This window comes from Streptomyces sp. NPDC006294 (genome assembly GCF_042870895.1).
Classification (GTDB): Bacteria; Actinomycetota; Actinomycetes; order Streptomycetales; family Streptomycetaceae; genus Streptomyces.
The window spans coordinates 230,749-255,251 of record NZ_JBIAHV010000011.1; the positions used below are offsets into that span (position 1 = coordinate 230,749).

17 protein-coding genes and 1 pseudogene are annotated in these 24,503 nt (G+C 70.3%); 10 read left to right on the plus strand and 8 right to left on the minus strand.

Annotated elements, in window-relative coordinates; genetic code table 11:
* The first annotated feature begins 194 nt into the window (after window positions 1-194).
* From ACFYOP_RS21415 to ACFYOP_RS21440, 6 genes and pseudogenes are all read left to right on the plus strand, one after another.
* The gene (locus tag ACFYOP_RS21415; protein ID WP_356898805.1) at window positions 195-692 is read left to right on the plus strand and encodes a DUF2617 family protein; all 498 of its coding nucleotides are present in this window, start codon (window positions 195-197) and stop codon (window positions 690-692) included.
* Window positions 689-1,096: a DUF4247 domain-containing protein gene (locus tag ACFYOP_RS21420; protein ID WP_356898807.1), complete on the plus strand. Its 408-nt coding sequence runs from the start codon at window positions 689-691 to the stop codon at window positions 1,094-1,096. Before ACFYOP_RS21415 ends, ACFYOP_RS21420 begins: the two co-directional genes overlap by 4 nt.
* A 58-nt stretch (window positions 1,097-1,154) precedes the next feature.
* Window positions 1,155-1,592, plus strand: coding sequence for a DUF350 domain-containing protein (locus tag ACFYOP_RS21425; RefSeq protein WP_356898808.1), 438 nt, complete (start codon window positions 1,155-1,157; stop codon window positions 1,590-1,592).
* Window positions 1,593-1,599: 7 nt separating this feature from the next.
* The gene (locus ACFYOP_RS21430) at window positions 1,600-3,219 is read left to right on the plus strand and encodes a polyamine aminopropyltransferase (protein ID WP_356898809.1); all 1,620 of its coding nucleotides are present in this window, start codon (window positions 1,600-1,602) and stop codon (window positions 3,217-3,219) included.
* 328 nt (window positions 3,220-3,547) lie between these two features.
* Window positions 3,548-4,460 (plus strand): annotated as a pseudogene (locus tag ACFYOP_RS21435) (diiron oxygenase).
* 43 nt (window positions 4,461-4,503) lie between these two features.
* Entirely contained in the window at window positions 4,504-6,153 is a 1,650-nt protein-coding gene (locus ACFYOP_RS21440) for an FAD-dependent oxidoreductase (RefSeq protein WP_356898810.1), read from the plus strand.
* Between the two features lie 32 nt (window positions 6,154-6,185).
* Here ACFYOP_RS21440 and ACFYOP_RS21445 read toward each other — a convergent pair whose 3' ends face one another.
* From ACFYOP_RS21445 to ACFYOP_RS21480, 8 genes are all read right to left on the minus strand, one after another.
* Complete coding sequence (locus ACFYOP_RS21445; protein ID WP_356898811.1) at window positions 6,186-7,361, minus strand: DUF711 family protein; 1,176 nt, start codon at window positions 7,359-7,361, stop codon at window positions 6,186-6,188.
* On the minus strand, window positions 7,358-8,557 hold the full coding sequence (locus ACFYOP_RS21450) for a cytochrome P450 (RefSeq protein ID WP_356898812.1): 1,200 nt from the start codon (window positions 8,555-8,557) through the stop codon (window positions 7,358-7,360). Before ACFYOP_RS21450 ends, ACFYOP_RS21445 begins: the two co-directional genes overlap by 4 nt.
* Before the next feature lie 11 nt (window positions 8,558-8,568).
* On the minus strand, window positions 8,569-9,300 hold the full coding sequence (locus ACFYOP_RS21455; RefSeq protein ID WP_356898813.1) for a thioesterase domain-containing protein: 732 nt from the start codon (window positions 9,298-9,300) through the stop codon (window positions 8,569-8,571).
* Complete coding sequence (locus ACFYOP_RS21460) at window positions 9,297-11,174, minus strand: non-ribosomal peptide synthetase (RefSeq protein ID WP_356898814.1); 1,878 nt, start codon at window positions 11,172-11,174, stop codon at window positions 9,297-9,299. Before ACFYOP_RS21460 ends, ACFYOP_RS21455 begins: the two co-directional genes overlap by 4 nt.
* Window positions 11,175-11,322: 148 nt before the next feature.
* Window positions 11,323-12,015, minus strand: coding sequence for a ubiquinone/menaquinone biosynthesis methyltransferase (locus tag ACFYOP_RS21465; RefSeq protein WP_356898816.1), 693 nt, complete (start codon window positions 12,013-12,015; stop codon window positions 11,323-11,325).
* Between the two features lie 11 nt (window positions 12,016-12,026).
* Window positions 12,027-13,046 carry a UbiA family prenyltransferase gene (locus ACFYOP_RS21470; protein ID WP_388452387.1) on the minus strand — a complete coding sequence of 340 codons (1,020 nt, stop codon included), beginning with the start codon at window positions 13,044-13,046 and terminating at the stop codon, window positions 12,027-12,029.
* Between the two features lie 51 nt (window positions 13,047-13,097).
* The gene (locus ACFYOP_RS21475; protein ID WP_356898818.1) at window positions 13,098-14,906 is read right to left on the minus strand and encodes a cytochrome P450; all 1,809 of its coding nucleotides are present in this window, start codon (window positions 14,904-14,906) and stop codon (window positions 13,098-13,100) included.
* A gap of 386 nt (window positions 14,907-15,292) precedes the next feature.
* Window positions 15,293-15,637, minus strand: coding sequence for an alpha-amylase (locus ACFYOP_RS21480; protein WP_356898819.1), 345 nt, complete (start codon window positions 15,635-15,637; stop codon window positions 15,293-15,295).
* A 419-nt stretch (window positions 15,638-16,056) separates the two neighbouring features.
* Here ACFYOP_RS21480 and ACFYOP_RS21485 point away from each other — a divergent pair, with 419 nt between their 5' ends.
* The 4 genes from ACFYOP_RS21485 to ACFYOP_RS21500 are packed head-to-tail and all read left to right on the plus strand — an operon-like array spanning window position 16,057 to window position 24,501.
* Window positions 16,057-17,676 (plus strand): TIGR02677 family protein, encoded by a 1,620-nt coding sequence (locus ACFYOP_RS21485; protein WP_356898820.1) that lies wholly within the window; start codon window positions 16,057-16,059, stop codon window positions 17,674-17,676.
* Window positions 17,673-18,998 carry a TIGR02678 family protein gene (locus tag ACFYOP_RS21490; protein ID WP_356898822.1) on the plus strand — a complete coding sequence of 442 codons (1,326 nt, stop codon included), beginning with the start codon at window positions 17,673-17,675 and terminating at the stop codon, window positions 18,996-18,998. Before ACFYOP_RS21485 ends, ACFYOP_RS21490 begins: the two co-directional genes overlap by 4 nt.
* A complete protein-coding gene (locus ACFYOP_RS21495) occupies window positions 18,995-23,233 on the plus strand; it encodes a TIGR02680 family protein (protein ID WP_356898823.1) in 4,239 nt (1,412 codons plus the stop codon). The genes ACFYOP_RS21490 and ACFYOP_RS21495 overlap by 4 nt, the downstream gene beginning before the upstream one ends.
* The gene (locus tag ACFYOP_RS21500) at window positions 23,230-24,501 is read left to right on the plus strand and encodes a TIGR02679 family protein (protein ID WP_356898824.1); all 1,272 of its coding nucleotides are present in this window, start codon (window positions 23,230-23,232) and stop codon (window positions 24,499-24,501) included. Before ACFYOP_RS21495 ends, ACFYOP_RS21500 begins: the two co-directional genes overlap by 4 nt.
* Window positions 24,502-24,503: the final 2 nt, after the last annotated feature.

A 24,503-nucleotide genomic window follows, 5' to 3' on the forward strand; every position in this document is an offset into this window, starting at 1 on the left:
GGGCGCGGCACCGGGCCTGTGCCATACTCAGCGCGCTCGTTGCCAGTTCCGAAGCCGTGGGGATCACCGTTGAAGCCCGTGCTCGCCGTCCTCGGCGCCCGGCCCGTCGTCAGGGCCGCCGCCGTCACCCGGGCCGCCGCGCCGGTTAAGACCCCCGCCCGGGCAACGCCCGGCGTCCGCGCGGGACTCGGCACATGAGCGGCATAGAACTGACCACGCCGTATCTGGACACGGACGCGGACCAGCTCTCCTTCACCCTGGGGCGGCCCGCCCGTGAGGCACTCGCGGTACGTGATCTGACCGTCGGCGGTCTGGACGTCCAACTCCGGCTCCTGGGCGCCTCCCACCAGGTCTTCGCGGGGCCGGTACGCGAGACCGTGGCCTGTCTGCCCGGTGTCGAGGGCGGGCTGCCGGACTCGGCGGCGCAGGAGTTCGACGGCTGGTCGTACCACTTCAGCGCCCGCGTCGAGCAGTTCACCGCGGCACGGTTCGGCGAACAGGTGGCGCTGATCCGCGGCCGGGCCGACGCGTCTCCCGAGACGGCGCTGTACGGGGTCTTCCCGGGTTCCGTGGAGGCCGTCACCGCGCTGACCGTCGAACGCCACGGCACCGGACTGGGCTGGCGCACTTGGCACACCTACCCGCAGAGCCGCCAGATCGTGGCGACGCACACCCGGCTGGAGGCCCGATGAAGACCGCCCGACTCATCTGCGTGACGCTGTTCGCCCTCGTCGCGCTCACCGCATGCGGCGGCGACCCGGAGGACGCCAACGCCGTGCCGTCCAGCTGGATCCGCCAGCAGTACAGCAGCAGCAGCGTCGGCGCCGGCTATGTCGACAGCAGCGACGCGACGTCCAAGGTGGCCAGGGAGATCGACGGCCACACCGCGGCCGGCGGCCGTGTCGACGACGACGGCAAGGTCTTCCTGCGCTACCGGAACGACATCGTGGCGATCACCCCGCTCAAGAGCGGCAGCCGGATCGAGATCGACGACTACCGCAGCGGCTACTACCGCTGGAAGACGCACATCCGGTCGGCATGGCCGGACCCGGACAGCGACTCGTTCCGCGGCGGCGGCCCCGGCTCCGGCAAGTGACCGACCCCGGTCCTCCATCCGTCCTAACTCCTCGACGACGTCCCCGAAAGGCACCCCCGTGGCAGAGATCTTCGAGTCGGCAGGCATCGCCCTGCTGTACGGTCTGGTCGGTTTCTTCGTGATGGCGGTCGGCTTCATCGCGCTCGACCTGGTGACGCCCGGCAAGCTCGTCCATGTGGTGTGGACGGAGCGCAACCGCGGCGCCGCCGTGCTGCTCGCCGGCCAGACGCTCGCCATCGGCCTCGTCATCGACCAGTCGATCCGGGCCAGCGAATCGGAACAGGGCCTCGGCCTGGGCCTGTTCAGCACGCTGCTGTACGGCCTGGCCGGCGTCGTCGTGATGACGTTCATCGCCATCGTCGTCGGTCTGCTGACGCCCGGCCGTCTCGGCCATGCCGTGCTGGACGACAACGGCGACCGCCCGCACCCCGCCGCCTGGGTCCAGGCCGCCATGTACATCGGTACGGCCTTCATGGTCGGCGCCGCGGTCTCCTGACCCCCCTATGAGCACCACCACCGCGGACCGCACCGCCACCCCCACCCCCGCCCCCGCCCCCGCCGCGGATGCCGCCCCCGCCGTCCATTCGCGGAGGGCGCGGTTTCTGCTGCTGTTCTCGGTGTTCCTCTGCGCGGCCTGCGGGCTGGTGTACGAGCTGGCGCTGACGGCGCTGGGCAGCTATCTCATCGGCAACTCGGTGATGCAGACCTCCGTGGTCATCTCCGTGATGGTCTTCGCCATGGGGATCGGCTCGCTCGCGGCCAAACCGCTGCAGCGGCGCGCGGTCGGCTCGTTCGCCCTGGTGGAGGGGGTGCTCGCGCTCGTCGGCGGCCTGTCGGTGCTGGTGCTGTACGTGTCGTTCGCCTGGCTGCGGATCTATATGCCGTCGATGGTGGTGGTCACCTTCGCCGTCGGCCTGCTCATCGGCGCGGAGATCCCGCTGCTGATGACGCTGCTGCAGCGGATCCGGCGGCAGGAGGCGGGCAGCGCCGTAGCGGACATGTTCGCCGTCGACTACATCGGGGCGCTGGTCGGCGGGCTGTGCTTCCCGCTGCTGCTGCTCCCCGCCTTCGGGCAGCTCAAGGGCGCGCTGGTGGTGGGTGCCGTCAACGCGGTCGCCGGGGTCGTCGTCGTGCTGTGGATCTTCCGCAAGGAGACCCGCCGCGTCGTACGGCTGTCGCTGCTGGCCGGCATGGCCGGCGTCCTCGCCGTGCTCGGCACCGTGTACGCGCTGGCCGACGACATCGAGGTGACGGCGCGCCAGCAGCTGTACCGCGACCCGATCGTCCACGCGGAGACCACCCCGTACCAGGACATCGTCGTCACCCGGTCCACGGCCTTCACCGGTGAGCCCGACATGCGGCTGTTCCTCAACGGCGATCTGCAGTTCTCCTCCGTCGACGAGTACCGCTACCACGAGGCGCTGGTCCATCCCGCCCTGTCGGGGAAACGTTCCTCGGTGCTGATCATGGGCGGTGGCGACGCGCTCGGCCTGCGGGAGGTGCTGCGTTACGACGACGTCGAGGAGGTCACGCTCGTCGACCTCGATCCGGCGATGACGAGACTCGCCCGCGACTTCGATCCGCTGCGTGAACTGAACCGCGACGCCCTGGCCGATCCCCGGGTCACGGCCGTCAACGCCGACGCCTTCAACTGGCTCCGGGACGCCGGGCAGCGCTTCGACACGGTGATCATCGACTTTCCCGACCCGGACAACGCGGCGCTGGCGAAGCTGTACTCCGTCGAGTTCTACCACCTGCTCAGCCACGCGCTGAAGCCGGAGAGCCAGGTCGTGGTGCAGGCCGGCTCGCCCTTCTTCGCCCCCAAGTCGTACTGGTCCATCGCCACGACGATCGGCGAGGCCGGCTACCGCACCACCGAGTACCAGGTGGACGTGCCCAGTTTCGGCAACTGGGGCTTCGTCCTGGCCGTGCCCGGGAAGAGCGGCCCCGCGCCGGACCTGCGTCTGCCCGGTGAGGTGCCGCCGCTGCGGTTCCTGGACGACGCCGTCCTCGACGCCGCCACCGTCTTCCCGCTGGACCGCCGTCCGCAGGACGTCAGGGCGAGCACGCTGATGGACCCGGTGGTGCTGGAGTACACACGTAACGAGTGGGAGAACTACTGAGCCCGTCGGGCTCCCCTCCCACAGCCTTGCGATCGCGAAGCGATCGGAGACGCCTACGGCCGAAGTGCCGTACTGCCTGACCGCATCCATGTCCGGCCTCGCCGCACCGGCCTTTGCTCCGGCCAACCTCCGCACACCCTGAACCGCCGCCGGGCGCCCGCGAACGGGACCGGCCGCTCCGTGCCGCCCGGACATCGCGCACGGATTTCCTACCGGGGGGTAGGCCGATCCCGGTCCCTTGCTATACGGTCCGTCCAACAGCTTGCTAGACACTCCGTCTAACAAGGTGCCGCGCACCTGCCCGACAGCGTTCCGAGGAGTCGCTCACATGGCCAGCAGCACCGTTCGACCGAAGACGCAGGACCGGACCCCGCAGTACGACGTCGCCCGGCGGTTGCTCGACTCGGCCGCGATGCTGGCGTACGACCCCGCCACCGAGGTGGACTGGGAGACGCCCCTGGACAAGGACTTCCACGGCGCGAGCCCGGAGTGGAGCACGCTCTACGGCACCGGCTACTGGCAGGAGATGACCGACGCCCAGCGCAAGGAACTGACGCGCCAGGAGGCGGCGTCGGTGGCCAGCACCGGCATCTGGTTCGAGATGATCCTGCAGCAGATGGTCCTGCGCGACATCTACGCCAAGGACCCGACCGACGACCGGTTCCAGTGGGCGCTCACCGAGATCGCCGAGGAGTGCCGGCACTCGATCATGTTCGCCCGCGGCGCCCAGAAGCTCGGTGCCCCGCCCTACCGGCCGCACCGCGTCGCCGTCGAACTCGGCCGCGCCTTCAAGACGGTGGCGTTCGGCGAGGCGGCGTACGCGGCGATCCTCGTCGCCGAGGAGGTGCTGGACGTCATGCAGCGCGACTGGATGCGCGACGAGCGGGTCGTGCCGTTCGTCCGCACCATCAACAACATCCATGTCGTCGAGGAGTCCCGGCACATGAAGTTCGCCCGCGACGAGACGCGCAGGCACCTCGCGCGCCGGCCGCGTACGCCGTCACTTCAACGCCTTCGTCGTCGCCGTCGCATCCTACTACATCGTCACCAGCATGGTGAACCCGAAGGTCTACGAGAACGCCGGCCTCGACGAGGAGCGCGCGCTGCGCGAGGCGAAGGCCAACGAGCACCACAAGTCGATGATGCGGTCGAGCTGTTCGGGCCTGATGGAGTTCCTGGCCTCCGCCGGCCTGCTCACCGGGCCCGCGCTGTTCTTCTACAAGCGCGCGCACCTCATCTGACCGGACAAGAGCCGACCCGACACGAACGAGCCGAGCTGACGACATGACCTACGCCATCACCCAGACCTGCTGCAGCGACGCCACCTGCGTCGCCGTCTGCCCGGTCAACTGCATCCACCCCACCCCGGAGGAACGCGCCTTCGGCAGCACGGAGATGCTGTACATCGACCCCCGGTCCTGCATCGACTGCGGGGCCTGCGCGGACGCCTGCCCGGTCGACGCCATCCACCCCGTGGACGCGCTGTCCGGCGCGCAGCAGGAGTACGCCGCGATCAACGCCGCGTACTTCGAGGACGAGGCGCCGGAGCCGGCCGGTGACAGCCCGAACTTCCACGTCTGGGGCGAGCCGTCCTTCGACCGCTCACTGCCGTCCGACTTCGCGCCGATCCGGGTCGCGGTGGTGGGCACCGGCCCGGCGGGCATGTACGCCGCGGAGGACCTGCTGCTGCACACCAACGCCGAGGTGACGCTCGTCGACCGGCTGCCGGTGGCCGGCGGTCTCGTACGGTACGGGGTGGCTCCGGACCACCCCGGCACGAAGAAGGTCGGCGACACGTTCGCACGGTTCCACACGCACCCGCGGGTGCGGATGCACCTGGGCGTCGAGGTGGGCAAGGACATCAGCGCGGAGGAGCTCGCCGCGCACCACGACGCGGTGATCTACGCCGTCGGAGCCTCCACCGACCGCCGCGTCGGCATCCCGGGCGAGGACCTGGCCGGCAGCATCTCCGCCACCACGTTCGTCGCCTGGTACAACGGCCACCCGGAGGTCGCGCCCGACGCGGTCGATCTGTCCGCGGAGCGGGTGGTCGTCGTCGGCAACGGCAACGTGGCGCTCGACGTCGCCCGGATCCTGGTCTGCGACCCGGAGTCGCTGGCCAGGACCGACATCGCCGACCACGCCCTCGCCGCGCTGCGCGCCGGCTCGGTGCGCGAGGTGGTGCTGCTCGGACGGCGCGGCCCCGAGGACGCGGCCTGCACCCGGTCCGAGCTGCTCGCGCTCAGGCATCTGCCCGGGGTCGAACTCGTCGTGGACGACCACGATCCGCGCATCGGCGGGAGCATCGACGCCGCCGGACCGAAGGACAGAGCCGGCGACCTGCGGGACGTCACCCGTCGCACGGTCGACTGGTCGCAGCCGCCCGCACCGGGCCGGCGGATCGTGTTCCGCTTCCACTCCGCGCCCGTGGCTGCGCTCGGCGAGGGCGAGGTGCGCGCGGTGCGCGCCACCGGCTCCTCGGCCGAGCCGGAGATCACGGCGGGCCTGTTGCTGCGGGCCGTCGGCTACCGCGGGGTGCCCGTCGCCGGTCTGCCCTTCGACGAGGCCACCGGCACGGTCCCGCACGAAGGGGGCCGCGTGAGCGGCCGGCCGGGGACGTACGTCGTGGGCTGGATCAAGCGCGGGCCGTCGGGCGGCATCGGCGCCAACCGCACCTGCGCCGCCGAGACGGTCGGCACCCTCCTCGCCGACGCCGTCGCCGGCTCACTGCCGTCGACGACGCAGCCGGCGAAGGCGTTCCGCCGCCTCGTACGGAGCCGCAACCGCCAGGTCGTCGACGCTCGCGGCCTCGCGGCCATCGAGCGTGCCGAGCGGGCCCGCGGCCGGGACGACGACAGGCCGCGGGTCAAGCTGACCACGGTCGGCGAACTCGTGGGAGCGGCCAAGGGCGCCCGCCGCCGGCTGCCGCGCTGAGGCGGCGGCAACGGCGCCCGCCGGTCGCCGCTTCAACCGGCCGGATAGTCGATGTTGATGATCTGCTCCGCCCGGAACTGCGTGCGCCGCGGATCGGAGCCGGCCGGTGCGAGCATCAGACGGGCGGACAGCGGTTTGGCCCACCGCGCCGAGAGTGCGGCCATGTCCCTGATCATGCCCACGACCGCGCGCTGCGGGGTCGATCCCGGCAGGGGGACCGTGTCCAGTCCCGCTCCGCAGACCGACGAGTAGGCGAGCACGGAGTCGGCGTCGATGCGGCCCTCCTGCCAGGCGAGTGCGAGCACCGGGTCCTCGAGTACGGGGAGCATCAGCCCCGCGTATCCGACCGTGGGCCGGCAGGCCGACCGGATGCCGGCCGTGACGGCCGCGCACGCCGCCATGGTGCCGGGCGCGCCGAACCGCACCCCGCCGGCGATTTCGAGGAATTCGCCGATGCTCGCGTCCGGCGCACAGGCAGGCGACGGATCGAACCCGTGGAACAGCAGGCCGCGCCGGGCGGTTGCCGGTACCAGCACGTCTTCAAGGACGGCCAGTTGGTCCCGCAGACAGGTCCTGGTCAGCCGTGTCGCCGCCGCGAGGTCGCGGGGGCGATCCGCCCGGGCGCGCGCCAGCAGTGTGCCGGCCGACTGCAGCCCCACGCTCACGCCCGCCCTGCCGCCGTCGCTGAAGGAACCCGGGAAGAGGGGTGCGTCGGCGGCCAGATTGGCGACGGCCGCGAACCGGAAATTGGCCTCCGGGTCACGGTTCGCCAGCTCGCGGACCACGGCCCCGCTGAAGTCGACGGCGCCGTGGTCCACTTCCGCGCCGTCGGCGACGACGACGGACAGGAACAGCGACGGGTAGGCGATCAGCACGTCGGCGACGTCGAAGGGTTCCAGTTTCGCCAGCGCGGCGGGCCGCAACGCGGCCAGGGAGGCGCTGCCCACGCCCGCGCGCCGGCAGCCTTCCACCAGATCGGCGGCGCGCGCGCCGAGTTGTCCGCGGTCCAGCGGCTCGTCGAGTGCCGGGCTCGACAGCCGGACCGTCTGCACGTCGAACTCCGCGCGCGTGAGCCCGTCGCCGATCTCCAGTGCCTTCTCACCGTATTCGGTGATGCCCGCGACACTGGTTCGTCCGCCCCGGAAGATCTCGTCGGGCAGGCAGAGGGTCACGGCACGTACATGAGAAGCGGGTATGGCGTCCGTCATGCGTGCAGCACCACCGGCAGGTCGTTGAGGCCCCAGGTGAAGTTCGACCCGTTGTAGCGCGGCTCGGCCTCGAGCGTCATCGATCTCACCATGCCGCGCAGCGTCCGCAGATACGCCGTGATCTCCAGTCTCGCGAGCCGGCTCCCCAGGCACACATGGCGGCCCGCGCCGAAGCTCAGATGCCGGTTGGCGGCCCTTCCGACGTCGAACGTGTCCGGGCTGTCGAATATCTCCTCGTCACGGTTGGCCGAGCCGATCCAGGTCACGATGCGCCGGCCGGGCTCGATCTCCGCCCCGCCGATCCGGACTGCCTCGGTCGCGGTCCGCATCACATGCATCCCTGGCACCGACCAGCGCAGTCCCTCCTCGGTGGCGACGGCCGGGTCGACCTCGCCCTCGGCGATGCGACGCCACTGGTCCGGGTGCTCCGCCAGTTGATGGGTGAGCGAGGCCAGGGTGTACCGGGTGGTCTCGTTTCCGCCGGCCAGAATGCCGCTGAAGTTGAGGATCAGTTCCGCGTCGGTCAGTCGGGGGCCGCTGTCGTTCCGGGCGGTGAGCCCGCTGATGAAGTCGTTGGCGCCGGTTCTGCGGTTCTCGCTCACCATGTCGGCGAAGTATCTGAAGATCTCGCCGTTCGCCGCGACCCGCCGGACTTCCGAGGGGGATTCGAAGGCCTCCGTGGTCCTCTTTCCGATCCATTCCCAGTCGGAACGGGGCAGCCCCATGATCGCGCAGATGACGTCGGTGGGAATGCGTGCGAGGTGCCCGATCAGATCCGGTTCCGGGTTCTGTACGGCCGTTGCGACGACGTCGGCGACGACCTTCTCCACGTACTCCTCGGCCCTGGCGAGGATCTCGTTCGAGAACGGCTGGATGAGCACACGCTTCATCCGTGTGTGGTCCGGCGGGTCGGAGACGATGAGCATCTTGTTCGCGACGGCGTCGACGGCGGGGTCCGCGGAGCCGAGCCGCATCCCCTTGGTCGAGCTCATCCTCGTGCTGTCCCTGTGGACGGACACCACGTCGTGGTACCTGGTGACGCTCCAGAAGCCCTCCGGCTCGCCGGGCGGATGCTGCCAGGAGACCGGATCGTTCGCCCGGTACCAGGCGAAGACCTCGTAGAACGTGGTCCCCTCGAAAAGACCCGGCGCGAACAGGTCCGGCACGAACTGGTCCGGCGCGAACTGGTCCGGCACGCTCCGCGGGCTCATCCGTGCGCCGCCCGACGTGCAGCGGTCCTGGACGCGGCGTCGGCGAGCAGCCCGACGAGGACGTCCTGGTCCATGAATTCATGATGGTCCGCGTCGATCACCTGATGTCCTCGGTAGTCGGTCGATCTCTCGCGCCAGCCGGACATCTGCTCGCTGGTGACGATGCTGTCGCGGCATCCCGCCACCGATCGGAGCGATGTACGGCTCAGCGGTGCGGACGGGACTCGATACCCGGCCATGAGCCGCAGGTCCGAGGCCATCGCCGCGAGCGCGTAACGGGCCGGCTCGGTCCCGCGGACCGAGGGAGGCAGCAGGGCGGTCAGCTCCGCCAGGGGCGGGTCCGCCGCGGGAAAGGCGCTCCACCACTCCGGCGACCGGGCCGCGGCCACCACGAGCAGACCGGGCGCCGCGTCCTCCGATTCGAGCTTCCTGGCGACCTCGTGGGCGATGACCGCACCGAGGCTGACCCCGAGGAAGACCATGGGCCGACGGCGCGCCGGATCGCGCAGTTCGGAGCTGACGCGGTCCACGACCTCGGACAGGCTGCCCGGTGCGGCGTCCTGCAGCCGGTCCTCGCGCCCCGGCATCTGCACGCCCAGCAGGTGCGGCCCGGCGGGCAGCGCGGGGACGACCGTCCGCAGCCGTAGGCAGCCCGCGCCGGACTGCGGGAACACCACCACCGTCGTGGCGGCGTCGTCCTCGGCGGTGAAGGTCCGCAGATAGGTCATGCCGCCCTCGTCCCGTCGATCAGGACGGCCAGCGCCCGCGGGGTCCTGGCCGTGAGCACGTCGGTGATCGAGACGGTGACGTCGAGCTGCGTCTCGATGCGGGAGGCCAGTTGAGCGGCGAGCAGCGAGTGCCCGCCGACGGCGAAGAAGTCGGCGTCCGCGGCGACGCTGTGTCCGAACACCCCGTTCCAGGCGTCGAGGACGCGGTCGAGGACCTGGTCCTCGGGACCGGAGCCGGCCCTGTCCGCGACCGCGGCGTGCCGGGCGGACAGTTCGGCTTCGGCTCGGTGGGCTCGGGCTTGCACTTCGGCCTCGCCGAGCGCGGCCACCTCGCGGCGCGAGACCTTGCCGGTCGGTTCGAGCGGAACGTCGGAGATCCGGTGCAGGTAGGTCGGGCACAGCTGTCGTGGCAACCGTGCGGCGAACGCGGAACTCAGCAACTGCCGCAGGTCGTCGTCCCATGGGACGCCCGGCGCGGTACGGAGAGCGACCGCGAGCGTCTGCGGCTCACCCCGCGGATAGGCGACCGCTCCTTCGACGCCGGGAACCTCGCAGGCGATGTGCTCGACCTCTTCGAGCTCTGCACGGAAGCCGCCTATCTTGACCTGGTTGTCGATCCTGCCGAGGCAGTCGAGCCGGCCGTCGGCGTCGAGCACCCCGAGGTCGCCCGTGCGGAAGTACCGGGCGCCGTCCCGGTCGATGAAACGGTCCGCGCCCGGCTCGCCCGCGCCGACGTACCCGTGGGCGATCCCGGCGCCACCGATCAGCATCTCGCCGGTGACGCCGGCGGGGACCTCGTTCAGTTCGGCGTCCACGACCGTGACGGTGCAGCCCGACAGCGGACGGCCGATGGTGCGGGGGTCGTCGCCGCGAGCGGTGTCGGCCATGGTCGCGGCGACAGTGGCCTCGGTCGGCCCGTACACGTTGATCACTCGGCCGGCGATCTCCTGGAGCCGGGCGACGAGGGATTCCGGACAGCGTTCGCCGGCGACCACGGCGACCTCGACCGCGGGCAGCTGATCGATCGCGGCGTAGAGCGAGGGGGTCATGCAGAGGTTGTCGATCCGCTGTGCGGCCAGGGCCTGTTCCACGTCCCCGAGCGCGGTGTCGATCGCGACGCACGTCACGCCGTTGACGAACGGCGTGAGGATCGACCACAGCCAGCCGTCGAAACCCGGAGAGACGACCGAGACGGCGCGGCTGCCCGGACGGTACGCCAGCGTCTCGGCGTTCGTCAGGAGGTTCTCCAGGGCGGCGGAGCCGACGCGAACGCCCTTGGGACGCCCGGTGGTACCCGAGGTGTAGACGACGTACGCCTCCGCCCCGGCGTCCGTGCGGGCCCAGCCGTCGCAGCCGGCCTCGGCGGACCCGGTCCCCGGACCCGTCTCGGACCCGGCTCGGGAGCCTGCCTCGGACCGCGTCTCGGACCCGGCTCGGGAGCCTGCCTCGGACCGCGTCTCGGACCCGGATGTCCCGATCACCGTGAGGCCCAGCTCCGTGGCTTCCGGCTCCGAGGACACGAGCACTGCGCAACCGGCGTCCCGCGTCGTCCAGCGCAGCCGCTCGACCGGGTGCCGTTCGTCGAGGAGCACCGCCGACGATCCGTTCGCCCAGACCGCCAGCAGGCTGCTGAGCGCGTACCGCGACCGTCCGGCCATGACGGCGACCCGGTCGCCGGCCGTGACGCCGGCCCGCTGGAGCAGGGCGGCCAGGGTCCGTGTCGAGGTGGCGATTTCCCTCCAGGTCAGCTCACCGCCGTCGATCCCTGCCGACCCGACCCGGTCGGGGTGTTTGCATGCCCAGCGTTCCAGCGCCTCCTTCGCGTGTGACACGTGAGGAACGGCGGCGGTGCCGGTCGATACGGTGGTGCTCACAGAATCTCCCCCTCTCCCGGCGCGCCGGGAAACTCCTGGCACATCGGGAAACCTCTGCTGTCGGCTGTCCTTTTTTGCACAGACCTGATCCGTGATCCCCGGCCCGGTAAATCCGACGGCGACTGCACGATCCGGCACGCCGGTCCCGTCAGCTCGGCTTGGTGGCCCACAGAATGACGTTCGTGCCGAAGAACTTCTTCTGCCAGCCGATGTTCTCGAAGCCGAGCCGCTCGAGAATGTCGGCGATGTGCTGCGGTGACTCGAAGGCGCGCGTGCTGGACTCCAGATAGGTGTAGGACGACCGGTCGCGGGCCACGATCTGCCCCAGCAGCGGAATGACGGTGCGGACTCCCCAATTCATGACCGGCTTCGCGATGCCGCTCGGCGGGCACGTTTCCAGGATCACCATCCGGCCGCCGGGCTTGAGGACCCGGTACTGCTCGCGCAGCACTCCGTCCAGGTCCTCGACGTTCCTCAGGAGATAGCCCTCGGTGATCCCGTCGAAGGACTCGCCGTCGAACGGCAGAGCGGCCGCGTCCGCCTGCTGCCATCGCACCGCGTCCGCCCCGGACTTGGTCCTCGCGCGACTCAGCATCTCCGCCGAGAAGTCGACGCCCGTCACGGTGGCGGACGGGTAGTTCCGTGCCGCCTTCAGGGCGATCACGCCTGTCCCCGTGGCCAGGTCCAGGAGCTGTCCGCCCGCGGGCGGTGCGACACGGGCGGCGACCTCACGGCACCACTTGTCATGGCGCCCGAGCGTCATGACGAAATTCATCCGGTCGTAGTACCCGGCGATCTTCTCGAAGATGCCGTGCACCTCTGAGCCTTTGTCACGAGGCATGCGTTCAAGTGTCACTTCTGGCCACCTACTCCGTCTGGAACGGTCACTGCCGACTCGGCCCGGTCGAGATGGCGACTGGCCCTGGAGTCCTTTCCGGAAACGTCCGTCCAGACCATGACCGCGACGGCGAGGAGTCCGATCAGCGCGGCACTCACCGACGGTCGCCACGCGAAGAGCAGAAGGCCGAGGAACACGACGGAGACATACATGTCGCGCTGGCCGACCAGGTTGTACTGCAACTGCGTTCGGGCCTGGACCATGGCGATCATGTTAGCCACGGCCGGCAGCGTCATGAGGCCCACATAGGCCAGCCGATCGGGGAGCGCGGTGACGACAACGAGCACCGGGAACGCGGCGTAGACCAAGGTGGTCGCGGCCGCGGCGGCCCAGGCCGCGGAGCGCTGCGACGGCATGAGCGCGGGAATCGTTCTGAGTCCGGCGGCCTTGTCCCCCGCGTAGTCGGGAACATTCTTCATGATCCCCTTCGCGAAGTACCAGAAGAACAGGAACGCCCCGAGCGCCATGGGCTGGTACGAGTCGTAGTGCGGGATCTCCCACCACGAGTCCCCGAGAAGCGCGCCCGCGATGAACGGCTCCGTGACCGCCATCGCGAACACCGCCATACCGATGACCGGAAGGCCCTTGAGCCGGAATCGCGGTGAGGAATAGCCGAGCACCAGGAACACGCTGAACACCCAGATGATGCTCTGGGCGAGGGAAATCATCAGCGACAGCAGCAGCATGACGCCCAGGCTCACGTACACGATTCTCTGGAGAAGCCGCTCGCCCGCCGCTTCGACCAGCTTCAAGCGGCCGGGTACGTTCCTTCCGTCCTCCACGAGATCCGTCACGGCGTTGTGCGCGTTGGCCGCCAGCGGGGCGAGAACGTGGAAGACGATGCCGAGCAGCACCACGAGGTCGAAGCCGTGACCGGCCACGGACACGCCCACGCAGTACGAGAGGGGGGTGACCAGCAGGGTACGAGGACGCACGAGCTCGACTGTCGCGTTGAAACGTGCCATGCGGCGCATTGGTCCACCTCTCAAGATGTCGGGCGTTTCCGGCGGGAATGTGGCGGCGGTTCAGATCCTGGTGAGCGTCAGTCCGAAACCGTCACGCGGCCTCAGCGTGATGAGCGCCATGGGATCGGGGCCGGCGGAGTCCCGCAGGGATATCTCGAACCTGGCGAGAAGGTTCACCACCAGCAGACCCATCTCCATCATGGCGAATCCCTTGCCGATGCACATATGCGCTCCGGCGCCGAAGGGAAGATATGTGGCCTTCCCGGGGCTGCCGTTCATGAAGCGCTCGGGAATGAATTCGTCGGGCCGTTCCCAGACGGACGGATCCCGTTGGATCGCCGCGACGTTGAGCATCACGAGCGCCCCTTCCGGGGCCTCGACGGAGCCGACGAGCACATCCTTCTTCGCCTGCCGCGGAATCGTCGGCGACGGCGGGAAGAGCCGCATGCTCTCGTTGATGACGCATTCCAGCAGCGCGCCGCTCCGCGGCTCCGCGTGACCGGGAGTTCCGCGATCCGTCGCTGTGTTCGTACGCACCTCCTCCCGTACGCGCCGCTGGATGTCCGGATAGCACGCGAGCAGATAGAGGACCCAGGTCAGCGCACTGGCCGTGGTCTCGTACGCGGCCAGGAACGTGGTCAGGACTTCGTCCCGTACCTCGAGATCCGTCAGTGGCCTCTCGTCGTCGCCGACCCGGGCCTCCAGCAGAAGATCCAGAAGGTCGCCGTGCCGCGTGCCGGATCCGCGTCGTTCACCGATGAGCCGGTAGACGAGAGCGTCGAGAGTGCGCAGGATCGAGGCGAATTCACGGTTCCGCCGGCTCGGTGCGCCCACCGGCAAGGAGAACGGCCCCCGCAGCCGGCGTTCGACGAAGTCGAGCAGAAACGAAGCGGTTCTCGGCGTGATGATGTCGGACACCGTGTCGCCGTACCGGCTGAACATGGAGATCGAAACACTGTCGAGAGCGACGCCCAGCATTTCTTCGTGAACGTTCAGCTCCGTCCGGTCCTGACGTTCCCATCGCCTCGTGCGGTCGGCTATCACTGTCGCCATCCTCGGCCGCATCCCCGCGAGGCTGGCGCGGCTGTACATGGGATGGAGGGCCCTCCGGCGCCGCAACCAGTCGTCGTGGTCCGGATTGCTGATCAGTCCGTCGCCGAGGACCAGTCTCAGCGGGTTCTCACCGTCCGGTTTGCCGAAGGTGTGGATGTCAGAGAGGACGGCGTCCGCAGCCGAGCTGCGGTTCACAAAGAAGATGCTCTTGGGGCCGGCCTGGAAATGCGACACCTCGCTGCCGGCCGAGGCGGCGTACTGGACGGCATTCAGCAGATTCGCCCGCAGCCGCAGAAGATCCCCGACCACCGGAACGCGCACGCGTGGCGCCGTCGGTGACGAGAGCACACCGCTGTCGTGCCGTATCCGCCGCGTGGGCAGTGCGCTGCTCGCAGTTCCCGCCATTCCGATCCCCGTGGTGAGCCGTTTCTCGCAGAGCGCTGGACATGGAATCCCTATCGAGAGCACCGGGAAGAAGGCTGTTGCCTTCGGCAGCGGACAGCACAAGACCCCCCGGGTCACAGGGATCTTCCTACCCCGGAAGGCCCGGGCGGCAGGACGGCCTGTCAGGAAGCTGCCACCCGGTCGAGGGGCCGGTCGTCGCGGGCGGACCGGCGGCCCACGTCGGCGGAACGACGACAATGAGCGGCATGACCGGGATGTGCTCATGGCCCGCGGTGAACGCGATGCTGGAGGAGATGCGGGGACGGCCGCCTCACCGAGGCCGAGCAGGCGGCCGCCGAAAAGGACGAGTTCATCGCGGCGCGCACGTGGACCCTGGACGGCCGGGTCCTGACCGCCGGCGTCGTCCGGCACGACACCGGCCTCCCGGTGATGGTCGTGTTCGCACTGGACGAGCCGGCCTGACCCGGGCGCGCCCGGACACCGCCGGTACCGGCTGCCGCGCCCCGGGTGCCGTGGCCGCAAGGGCAACGGTGTCGTCGGGTGGAACCTTGACTCCGGACAGATCTCCAACGGCGTGGGCTGTACGAGCGACGAGAGCCTCTTCGTACGCGAGCCGTGGTGGCGTACCTGAACGCGACCGGCTCGCAGGCGGCCACCAACCCGTCGGCCGGACCGCGTCTCGGTCCCGGGTCCGTATCCGCGCTCACCTACGCGACCTGAGGCTGTGGGGACGGTGTGGCACAGGGCAGCGGCGAGGTCGCCGACCTGCGCTGCACCGATCGTCGGAAGTGTGGGGCTCAGGCGCCGCTGGTGGCGGCGAGGGCGGGGTCGCACGTCCGCAGCGCCGTGACGTAGTTGCCGTCCGTCCCGTAGCCGGCGAAGGTCGCCCGGTCGCCGGGCTGGACGACGCGGCACGGAGCCCACTGGCCGTTCGTGTACTCCACAGTGACGGCGACGGTGTCACCGCAGCCGTTGAAAACGTCGGTGTAGCGCCAGCTTTGGTAGTACTCCACGCACTCGGGAGCAGCGGATTCGGTGGCCGCTGCGGCGGACGGGGCCCAAGCCAGGGCCGTCAGGAGACCTGCCCCAGCCGTGGCGGCGAGGGTGGCTGGACGCGATATGCGCTTCATGTGGTTTGTCACGCCCCGAATCCTTGAGACACAGGGCCACTTGCGCAAGTTGCTGCAAGGATTTTCAGACAGGTGGTCGGTGTGTGTCATCAAGGAGCAGTTCAACTGCGCTTTCCAGTTCTGAAAGCACGTGCACACCTCTCGCGTGCCACCTCCGTGAGGAAGCCGGGTACCCATGCCATCAGCCGTTCCGGCGGCGGCGGCCGGGGGCTGGGTGCGCCTGTGACGATCGGGTTCACCGTGGCTGAGATTCGATGGTTCCCGACAGTTCGTCCTCCCCGGACGCCGCCCCTCCGCGGCCCCCGGCCCGCCATGGACGCGGAACAAGCAGGTGCCCCTGCTGGGTTGTGCGCTGTCGATCAGCCTCTGCAGCCCGGCACGGCCGAACAACACACCGCCAACGGCTGAACAGACCACGTAAAGTCCCAGATGTGAAGGCACCCGCACCAGGCGCAGCGCACGACGACGAGGCGCGTCGGCGTCTGGACGCCTACAGCTATCTCAGCGCGCCCGAGCGACTGGAGCACGTCGCGATCATGCGGGTCTTCTGCGGGACCCTGTTCGCGGACCTGGCCGTTGCGGAAGTCATGGCGAAGCTGCGCGAGGCCGGCGGTACTGCCGCCGGGCTCGACGCCGACACCCTCACGGTCCGGCTGGAGCAGCTGGTGAGGTGGGGAAACCTGCTGCGCAGCAGTCACACCGTGAAAGCGTCCAGCATCAGCGAGTATCAGCGGTCCCGTGCTCGCTACCAGCTGTCGAAGCTGGGCGAGCGCATCCAGCGGGACGCCGACGGAGTCCTGGCCGAGGCGGACGCCGCCCGCGAGGTGAGCAACGAGCTGCTCGCCCTGGTCGAGCGGGGACTCAGGGAGCTGGCCGAGCTCGTGACCGCGCCCGGCGGCATCGAACCACAGGACGGGCTGGAGCGGGTCAGCACGCTGTTCGTGCAGTTCACCGAGTTCGCTGACTCCATCCGGGACTTCTACGCCTACCTCGGCCAGGTGCTGGCCCGGTACGACCTGGACAGCGCCGAGTACCAGGGTTTCAAGGAGCTGCTCCTCGACTACGTCGAGGCGATCACAGAGGATGTGGCGTTCCGCGCACCCCGGATCTCGGCGGCACTGGACACGCTGTGGCCACACGTCCCGGGTCTGCTGGCCCGACTGGACGCCCACGCCCAGGGCCTCGCGGGGCTGTCACCGCAGGGCGACGGCCGACTGGAGACGCGGGTCCAACGCAGCCGTGGGCGCGAGCTCGCGGACTGGGAGGGCCTGCGCGGCTGGTTCAGCGACACTGACGGGCAGGGCAGCCAGGTCGATCAACTGCGGGACGCCACCCTCCGCGCGTTGCAGTCGCTGCTCGCCAACGCCAAGCGGATGCTGCGGTCAGCCACTGGGGAGATGTCCCGGCGCAGAGATCTGCTGCGGCTGGCCCGGTGGTTCGACGAAGCAGCGCCGCAGGACGCGCACGACATCGCCGTCGCCGCCTTCGGACTCCACGCCGCCCGCCATCTGGGCATACCCCCGGCCACCGACGAGGTGGTGCCCGCCTACACGAGCTGGTGGACCGGCCCGGTGGTCGAGGTGCCGGTGGCCCTGCGGGAAAGGGGCAGCCGTGCCCAGCGGGGCCGGACGTCCGCAGTGGAGGACCACTCCGCTCAGAAGGAGCGGCTGCGGGAGGCCGCCCGTGAGCGGGCGGCGGCCCGGACAGCGGCGGCGGACGAACTACGCAGTGCCTCGGGGCGGTTCGCCGAGGTGCGCCTCACCTCGGCAGCGCTCGGCCTGCTCCTGGAGCTGCTGGCCACCGCGCTCGGGAATGCGCAGCTCCGACGTCACGCCGGCACGGACGGGGAAGGCGCGACGGTATTCGAACTCGACCAGGCGCACAGTGAGGACGCTGAACTGGGCATCCAGCTCACCGTACGACGCACCGCAGGTGCGCGGTGCGTTCTGCACTCTGCCGACGGCGACCTGCTGCTGGACGACCTGGAACTGGACGTCGGCCGTACCTCCTCCAACGCGGCCGACGGCGATGCGGAGGTGAGCGTGTCATGACCCTCCCCTCGACACACGACGTCGCTCTGGCAGCCGAGCGCCGCAGCGCCGCCCGGCTGCTGCTCGCCCATCCGCTGGTCACCTCGGACGGCCCGTACTCCGACCTCTTCCCGCTGATCCGCAGGCATGCCGACTGGCTGGGCAAGCGGTTCCAGCAGGTGCTCGGCTACCGTCTCCTGGTCGACAGCTCCTACGCCCGGCTGTTCAAGGCAGGGCTGGGGACAGGTGCGGGCCACCGGCTGGAGCGCTCCACCGGCACCCCGTTCAGCCCACACACCTACGCCTGCCTCACGCTGGCCCTGTCCGTGCTGGTGACCGCCCCCGAACAACTGCTGCTGTCACAGCTGGTGGCCGACATCAGAGCCGCTGCAGCCGACGCGGAGATCGAGCTGGAGGAGACGGGCAGGGCGGCCGGGAAACGGACCTTGGTAGCGGCTCTGCGCCTGTTGGTCGAGTGGGGTGTCCTCATCGAGACCGAGGGTCATGTGGCCGCGCTCGCGCAGGATGCGGGCGGAGAGGCTCTGATCACGGTGGACCGCGAGCTGGCCCGCGTTGTCGTCGCCGGCCCGCTCGCCCAGGCCCGTGACGGCGCCGACCTGGTCCGGCGGGCAGCGGACCCGGGGTTCGGCGGACCCCGCACCTATGTGCGCCGGATGCTCGTCGAGACGCCCGTCGTCTACCTCGACGAGCTGACCGACGCCGAACGCGACTGGTTGCGCACCCGGCAGCGCCGCGAAGCGCAGGCGTTCTCCGAGCTTCTGGGCCTGGAGATGGAGATCCGCGCCGAGGGAGTGGCGCTGGTGGACCCCGAGGACGAGCTGACGGATCTGCACCTGCCGGGCACCGGGACAGTGGCGCAGGCCGCGCTGCTGCTGGTGGAACGGCTCGTGGAGCGGCTTCGGCCGCAGGAGCCCGGACACCCGGCGACCGGAGGGACGCTCGTCATCGGCGTGGCTGTCCCGGGCGGCTTGATGGACGAGCTGCTGGCCGAACTGGTCGCCGAGTACGGACAGCGCAGCAACTGGCAGCGCGGTTACCTGGAGGACCTTTCCGCCCTGCGGGAGGCCGCGTTGGATCTGCTGGCCCGCATGCGGCTGATGGCCCGGGCCGGTCAGCTGCGTGCCGAGGGATACGGCCTGCCGGAGGGGTACACCGACGAGGCGCCTGAAGGGCGCACCGTGACCGATGTCCGTGAGGCACGGCCCGGCGGGGACGACTGGGTGCTGCTGGCCGCGGCGTCACGCTACGCCACCCACGTGACCGTGCGCCCGGCCACCGCAGCCCGAAAGGCTGCCGATATCCAGAAGGAGTTGCCGTTGTGACCACCGATGCGCGTGGCCTCGTCCCGCTGCCGCGTTCCGGCCCGGCGACGACCGCCGGCACCCGATTCCGGCTGCACCGCGCGGGCATCCAGAACGTCTGGCAGTACGACGAGCAGGAGTTCGCCTTCGGCGACGGACGGCTGCTGCTGCGCGGCAAGAACGGTGCGGGCAAGTCCAAGGCTCTCGAAATGCTGCTGCCGTATCTGCTGGACGGCGACTCACGGGCACTGGACGCAACGGGCACCGGCAGGACCACCCTCGCCTGGCTGATGCTGGACGGGTTCAAGCAGACCAACCGTCTCGGCTACCTGTGGGTGGAGTTCCGGGGCACGACCGACAGCGGCGACCACCGCCACTTCACCCTCGGCGCCGCCATCCGCGCCTCGAAGTCGACGCAGAGGGCGCTGCCGACGTTCTTCGTCACTCCGCTGCGCGTGGGCGAGGACCTGCACCTGGCCGAGAGCGGAAGGCCCCTGCCGGTCGACCGGCTGAAGGAAGTCGTCGGCTCCGACAACGTCACCGACCGCGCGGTCGTCCACCGCTCGCGGGTGGCCCGGGAACTGTTCGGTATCACCGACGCGACCCGCTACCGCAATCTCACCCAGCTCCTCCACCGACTGCGGCGGCCCACCGTCGGGGACCGTATCGAGCACGGTGGACTGGCCTCCCTGCTGAGCGAGACCCTGCCGGGACTCGACGAGGACGTGGTCGAGAAGGTCGCGCGCAACCTGCACGACCTCGACGCCGTACGCGACGAACTCGGGCGCCTGGAGCGCACCGATACGGCGCTGCGCACCTTCCTCACCAATTACCGGGGATACCTGTCCGGAGTCCTGCGCTCCTCCGCGCAGGCAGTGAGCCGGGCGCTGGAGGTCCTCGCGCAGCGGCGCCGGGCGGCCGGAGACGCCGCACAGCGGACCAGTGAACTGCGGACGCAGGAGGAGGAGTCGGAGGGCCGGCTGGAAACCCTGCGCGAGGAGGAGCAGGCAGCCCGGACCGACCTGGCCGCCCTGCACGCCGGCCACGCCTACCGCAGCCTGCGCGAACTGTCGGAACGCCGTAACACGGTCGAGGCGCTGCACACCGCCGCCGTGGCCGCTTTCACCGCCCTCAGCAACGCACACGGCGCAGAAGAAGGCGCGGCCGAGCGGCTGGCCGATGGTGTCGAACACCTCGGGAGCCGGCTCGCCGAACTGAGCCACGAACACCGGGAACTGCTGACGCAGGCGGAAAGGGCCGGGCTTCCCACCGGGCATCTCGGCGAGGCGGTCGCGCTGCCCCGCACAGTCCGCTCTCCGGCCGCCGAGACGGAACTGGCCGCTCCGGACGGTGAGACGCACACCGTGCGGCAGCCATCGGTCGTCCGCGGGGACACGGCCGCCGTGCAGGACGGACTGCTGTCCTGGCTGGGGCAACTGGAGGCCGCCAAGACGGTCGTGAAGAACCGGACCCGGATGGTCCAGGAAGTAATGGGTCTCACCGCGCGGGCCGAGACGGCCCGAAGCCGGGCGCTGCAGGCCGACACCGAGCGGGAACGACTGGAGGGCGAGGCGGAGGAGGCCGCCGGCCGTCTCGACGCCGGCCGCGAGAAGGTCGCCGAGGAGAGCGGTGCCTATGCCCACCGGGTCGCCGAGTGGGCAACACGCACGCGGACCGCCGTCGGGTCCGACTGCCCGCCGCTGGACACCGTCCACACCACGGTCGCCCGCGAGAGCTCCGATGACGCCCCGTTCGCGGACCGTGCACTCCCGCCCGACATCGACAGTCAGGCGTGGCAGGCCGCCCATGCCGCACTGGAGCCGTACGGCGAGGAACTCACCGGGCGCCGCGACGCCCTCGCCCTCACCGTCGGCCGACTCGACGAGGAACTCGGCCGCCTGGCGAGCCAGAAGCGGGACTGGGAGCAACGTACCGATCCCGAGCCGCCGGTCCCTCACCACCGCGTCGCCGAAAGGACACCGGGCACCGGGGCGCCCTTCTACCGGCTGGTGGACTTCACCGATGATGTGAGCCCCGCGCATCGGGCCGGTCTCGAGGCGGCGCTGGAAGCCGGCGGGATCCTGGACGCGTGGGTCGGAGCGGACGGCGCTCTTGTCGATCCCGTCACTCGTGACACTCTGCTGCGTCCCGGCCCCGCACTGCCGGAGGGGCCAACCCTCGCCTCGGCCCTGCGCCCGGCACCCCAACCGGGATGTGGGGTCACGTCCGAGCGGGTGGAACACCTGCTGAGCGCCATCGCGCTCGCACCGGCCGAGGAGACGACCGCTCATGACGCGGTGTACTACGACGGAACCTGGCGTCTGGGCATCCTCAGCGGCCGGCACCAGAAGAGTGACGCCGAGTACGTGGGAGCCGCCGTACGCGCCGAGACCCGGCGGCGCATCCTGGCCGAGCTGGAGGAGCGGCTCACGCGGACGGAACAGCGGCTGGCCGCCGCCAGTCACGAACTCACCGGGGCCGATGCCCGGCGCCGGGCCCTCAGGCGCGCGGAGCAGGACTTCCCCCGGGCACGAGGCCTCGCCGACGCCTGGAGCAGAGCCGAGTCGGACGAGGGGGTTCTGCGTGACCTGACCACCAAGACGACCCGCGCGGCACAGCTGGCCGAGGAGGCCCGCGCTCTCGCCGTAGCCGTGCGCGCCGAGGCGGACGCCACCGCCACCGCCCATGACCTGCCCAGGGACCCCGTCGAGCTGGAAGGCGTACGCACCGCGCTGGCTGCCCTTCTCACCGGCATCGGGCGTCTTCGCAGGGCGGTCGGCAACACGGGCGAGCGGCTCGGCGCCCATCACGCCGACGCCCAACGGTACGAACGCGCCCGGCAAGAGCGCCTGGCCGCGGAGGAGAACTACCGGCTCCGCCTCACCGGGCTGCGTACCGCGCAACAGGACCTGCGCACCCGCGAGGAGGCCATTGGGGCGACCGAAAGAGAGATCCTCACCCGCGAGGAAGAAACCAGACAACGCATCGCGGATGCCGCTCAGGCCCTTCCGGCGGCACAGCGGGCCCGAGACGACCTCCACGACCTGCGCGTGCGCGCGGAAGAGGAGGGGAAGCGCCTGCGTGAGGCCCTGGCCGACCAGGAGACGGCGGTCATCACAACTGGCGGCGCTCTTCGCGGCGCCCTCGGCCGGCCGGAGGTGATGCGCGGCGCCGGGCTGGACCGGTCCTCGTTGCCCGAGGGTGTGGCAGACGATCCTGCCTTGGACGTCCGCAGCCGTCTGCGAGCGCTACAGACACTGGCCGACGCGGTACAGCAGGCCCTCGGCCGCCCGAAGGGCGAGGTGTCGGACAGCATCCTGCTCAACCGGCACACCGAACTGCGCGACCAACTGGCCGGCGGTTACGACGCGCAGCTGGAGGAACGCGATGGAGTCAAGGTGTGCCGCCTGATCGACGACCACGGTTCCCACGACGTCGCGACCGTGGGCGAGCGGATCGCCCTCCAGGCCGCGGAGGCCCGGGGGCGGCTCACCGAACGCGAACGCGAGGTGTTCCAGCGGTTCCTGACCGGCGAGCTCGGAGACCATCTCTCGGCCCAAGTCATCACCGCAGCGAACCTGGTCGCCGCGCTCAACGACACCCTGCGGACCGTTCGCACCTCCCACGGTCTCGGCGTGGAACTGCTGTGGAAGCTGGACGAGGACGTGGACGCGGACGTGCGGGCGGCCGTGGAGCTGCTGCGCAGTCCGTCGAGCCTGCGCACGCGAGAGCAGACCGAGCAGCTCCGCGAGGTGCTGCAACGACGGATCGAGGATGCCCGACGGGCCGATCCCTCAGCCGGTTACGCCGCCCACCTGCGGACCGCGCTGGACTACCGCGACTGGTTCCGCTTCCACACCTTCGTGGTGGAGGACGCCGCCCCGGGACGCAGGCGGAAACTGACCGGCCGGACCGGGCTCAGCCAGGGCGAGCAGCGGGTGCTTTCCTACCTCGTGCTCTTCGCTGCGGCCGCAGCCCACTTCGCCAGCCTCGCCGAGTCGGCACCCCACGCCCCGCGGCTGATCCTGCTCGACGACGCCTTCGCCAAGGTCGACGAACCCACCCACGGCCGGCTGGGCCGTATCCTCGTCGACCTCGACCTCGACTTCGTCCTCACCAGCGAACGGCTCATGGGCAACTGGCCGGAGGTGCCGTCCCTGCACATCTACGAGTGCCTCCGCGATCCACATGTGCGCGGGGTGGCCACCCTGCACTACACCTGGAACGGTCGGCAGCGGCATCTGGTGTCCGTATGAGCAAGCTGCCCGCGGCGGCACGGGACTGGCTGGCCAGTCCCGGGCTCACCCGGCTTTGGGAAGCGGTACGCAAACGCCTGGAAGGCAATGGCGTGCAGGCCACCGGTTCCGTCCGGCTGACCTCAGTGAGCGCCCAAGAACGCAACGACCTTTCGCTCCTGCTGGGCAAACCCGTCACGCGCGCTGCCGTAACTGTGCGCCTCGATGCGCTCGACACGCGGCTGCGCGCCTCGGCGGCCGGGCTCGGGCTCAGGGACGCCTTGGAGGAACTCGGTCCTCCGCTCACCGACCGCCGTGCCGTCCGCGCGGGCATCACGGCCCAGCGCGAGCACCTCTGGTCGTCGCTCGCCTCGGCGCTGGACGCCTCTCCACTCGCCGGCCAGGAGTGGACCGGCCAGTGGTACGACCTCCTCCGCCGTAGCGGCGTCCCAAGAGGAGTGACACCTGAAACGGCGATACGAACGCTTCAGCAGGCTGTCCAGGTCCTCACCGTACTGCTCGGCCCGGAGCAGGGTGGCACCCGAGGCCGAGGAGAACTCGCCGCCATGGCGACCGGGTCCGCACACGGCCTGGACGACAGCACCTGGCTCGCGCGCCTCGTCCAACGCGGCGTCGCCCTCGCCCACGGCACCGAGTTCCCCGGCAACGCGGCAGGCCGGCGCGCGCTGTGGCGGCTGGTGTCCGTCACACCGGACGAGGTCTCCAGCACAGTACTGACCTACGGACTGCGGCCCGTCGGCGGAGGCTGGCGGGAGCAGGAACTACGAGCGCGGGCCGACCATCATGCCGAAGCCCACCTCACCTCGCGGGACCTGCACGACCTGCAGCTGCAGCTACCTGCCGGAACAGTGATCCACATCTGTGAGAATCCGCGCGTGGTGGAGGCTGCGGCGAACGCAGCCTGCATCCACCCCCTGGTGTGTACCTCCGGCAGCGCCGCCACGGTCGTCCTCACACTCCTTGACGCCCTTGCCGCCACCGACTGCCGTTTCGCGTACCACGGGGATTTCGACTGGCCGGGCATCGCTCTGGCGAACCGGATCATCCGTGGTTACGGAGCCCAGCCATGGCGCATGGGCGCCGAGGACTACGAGCGCCTGGCCACTCACAGCCAGGCCGCGGGAATCCCCCAGCTGCCGCTCGACGGCCAGCCCATCAGCGCGGCTTGGGACGCAGGTCTCGCTCCTGCCATGACCGCCCTCGGCGTCGCACTTCATGAGGAGCTGACCCTCGACCTTCTAGTAGACGAGCTGTCGGGTCGTACGTAGAG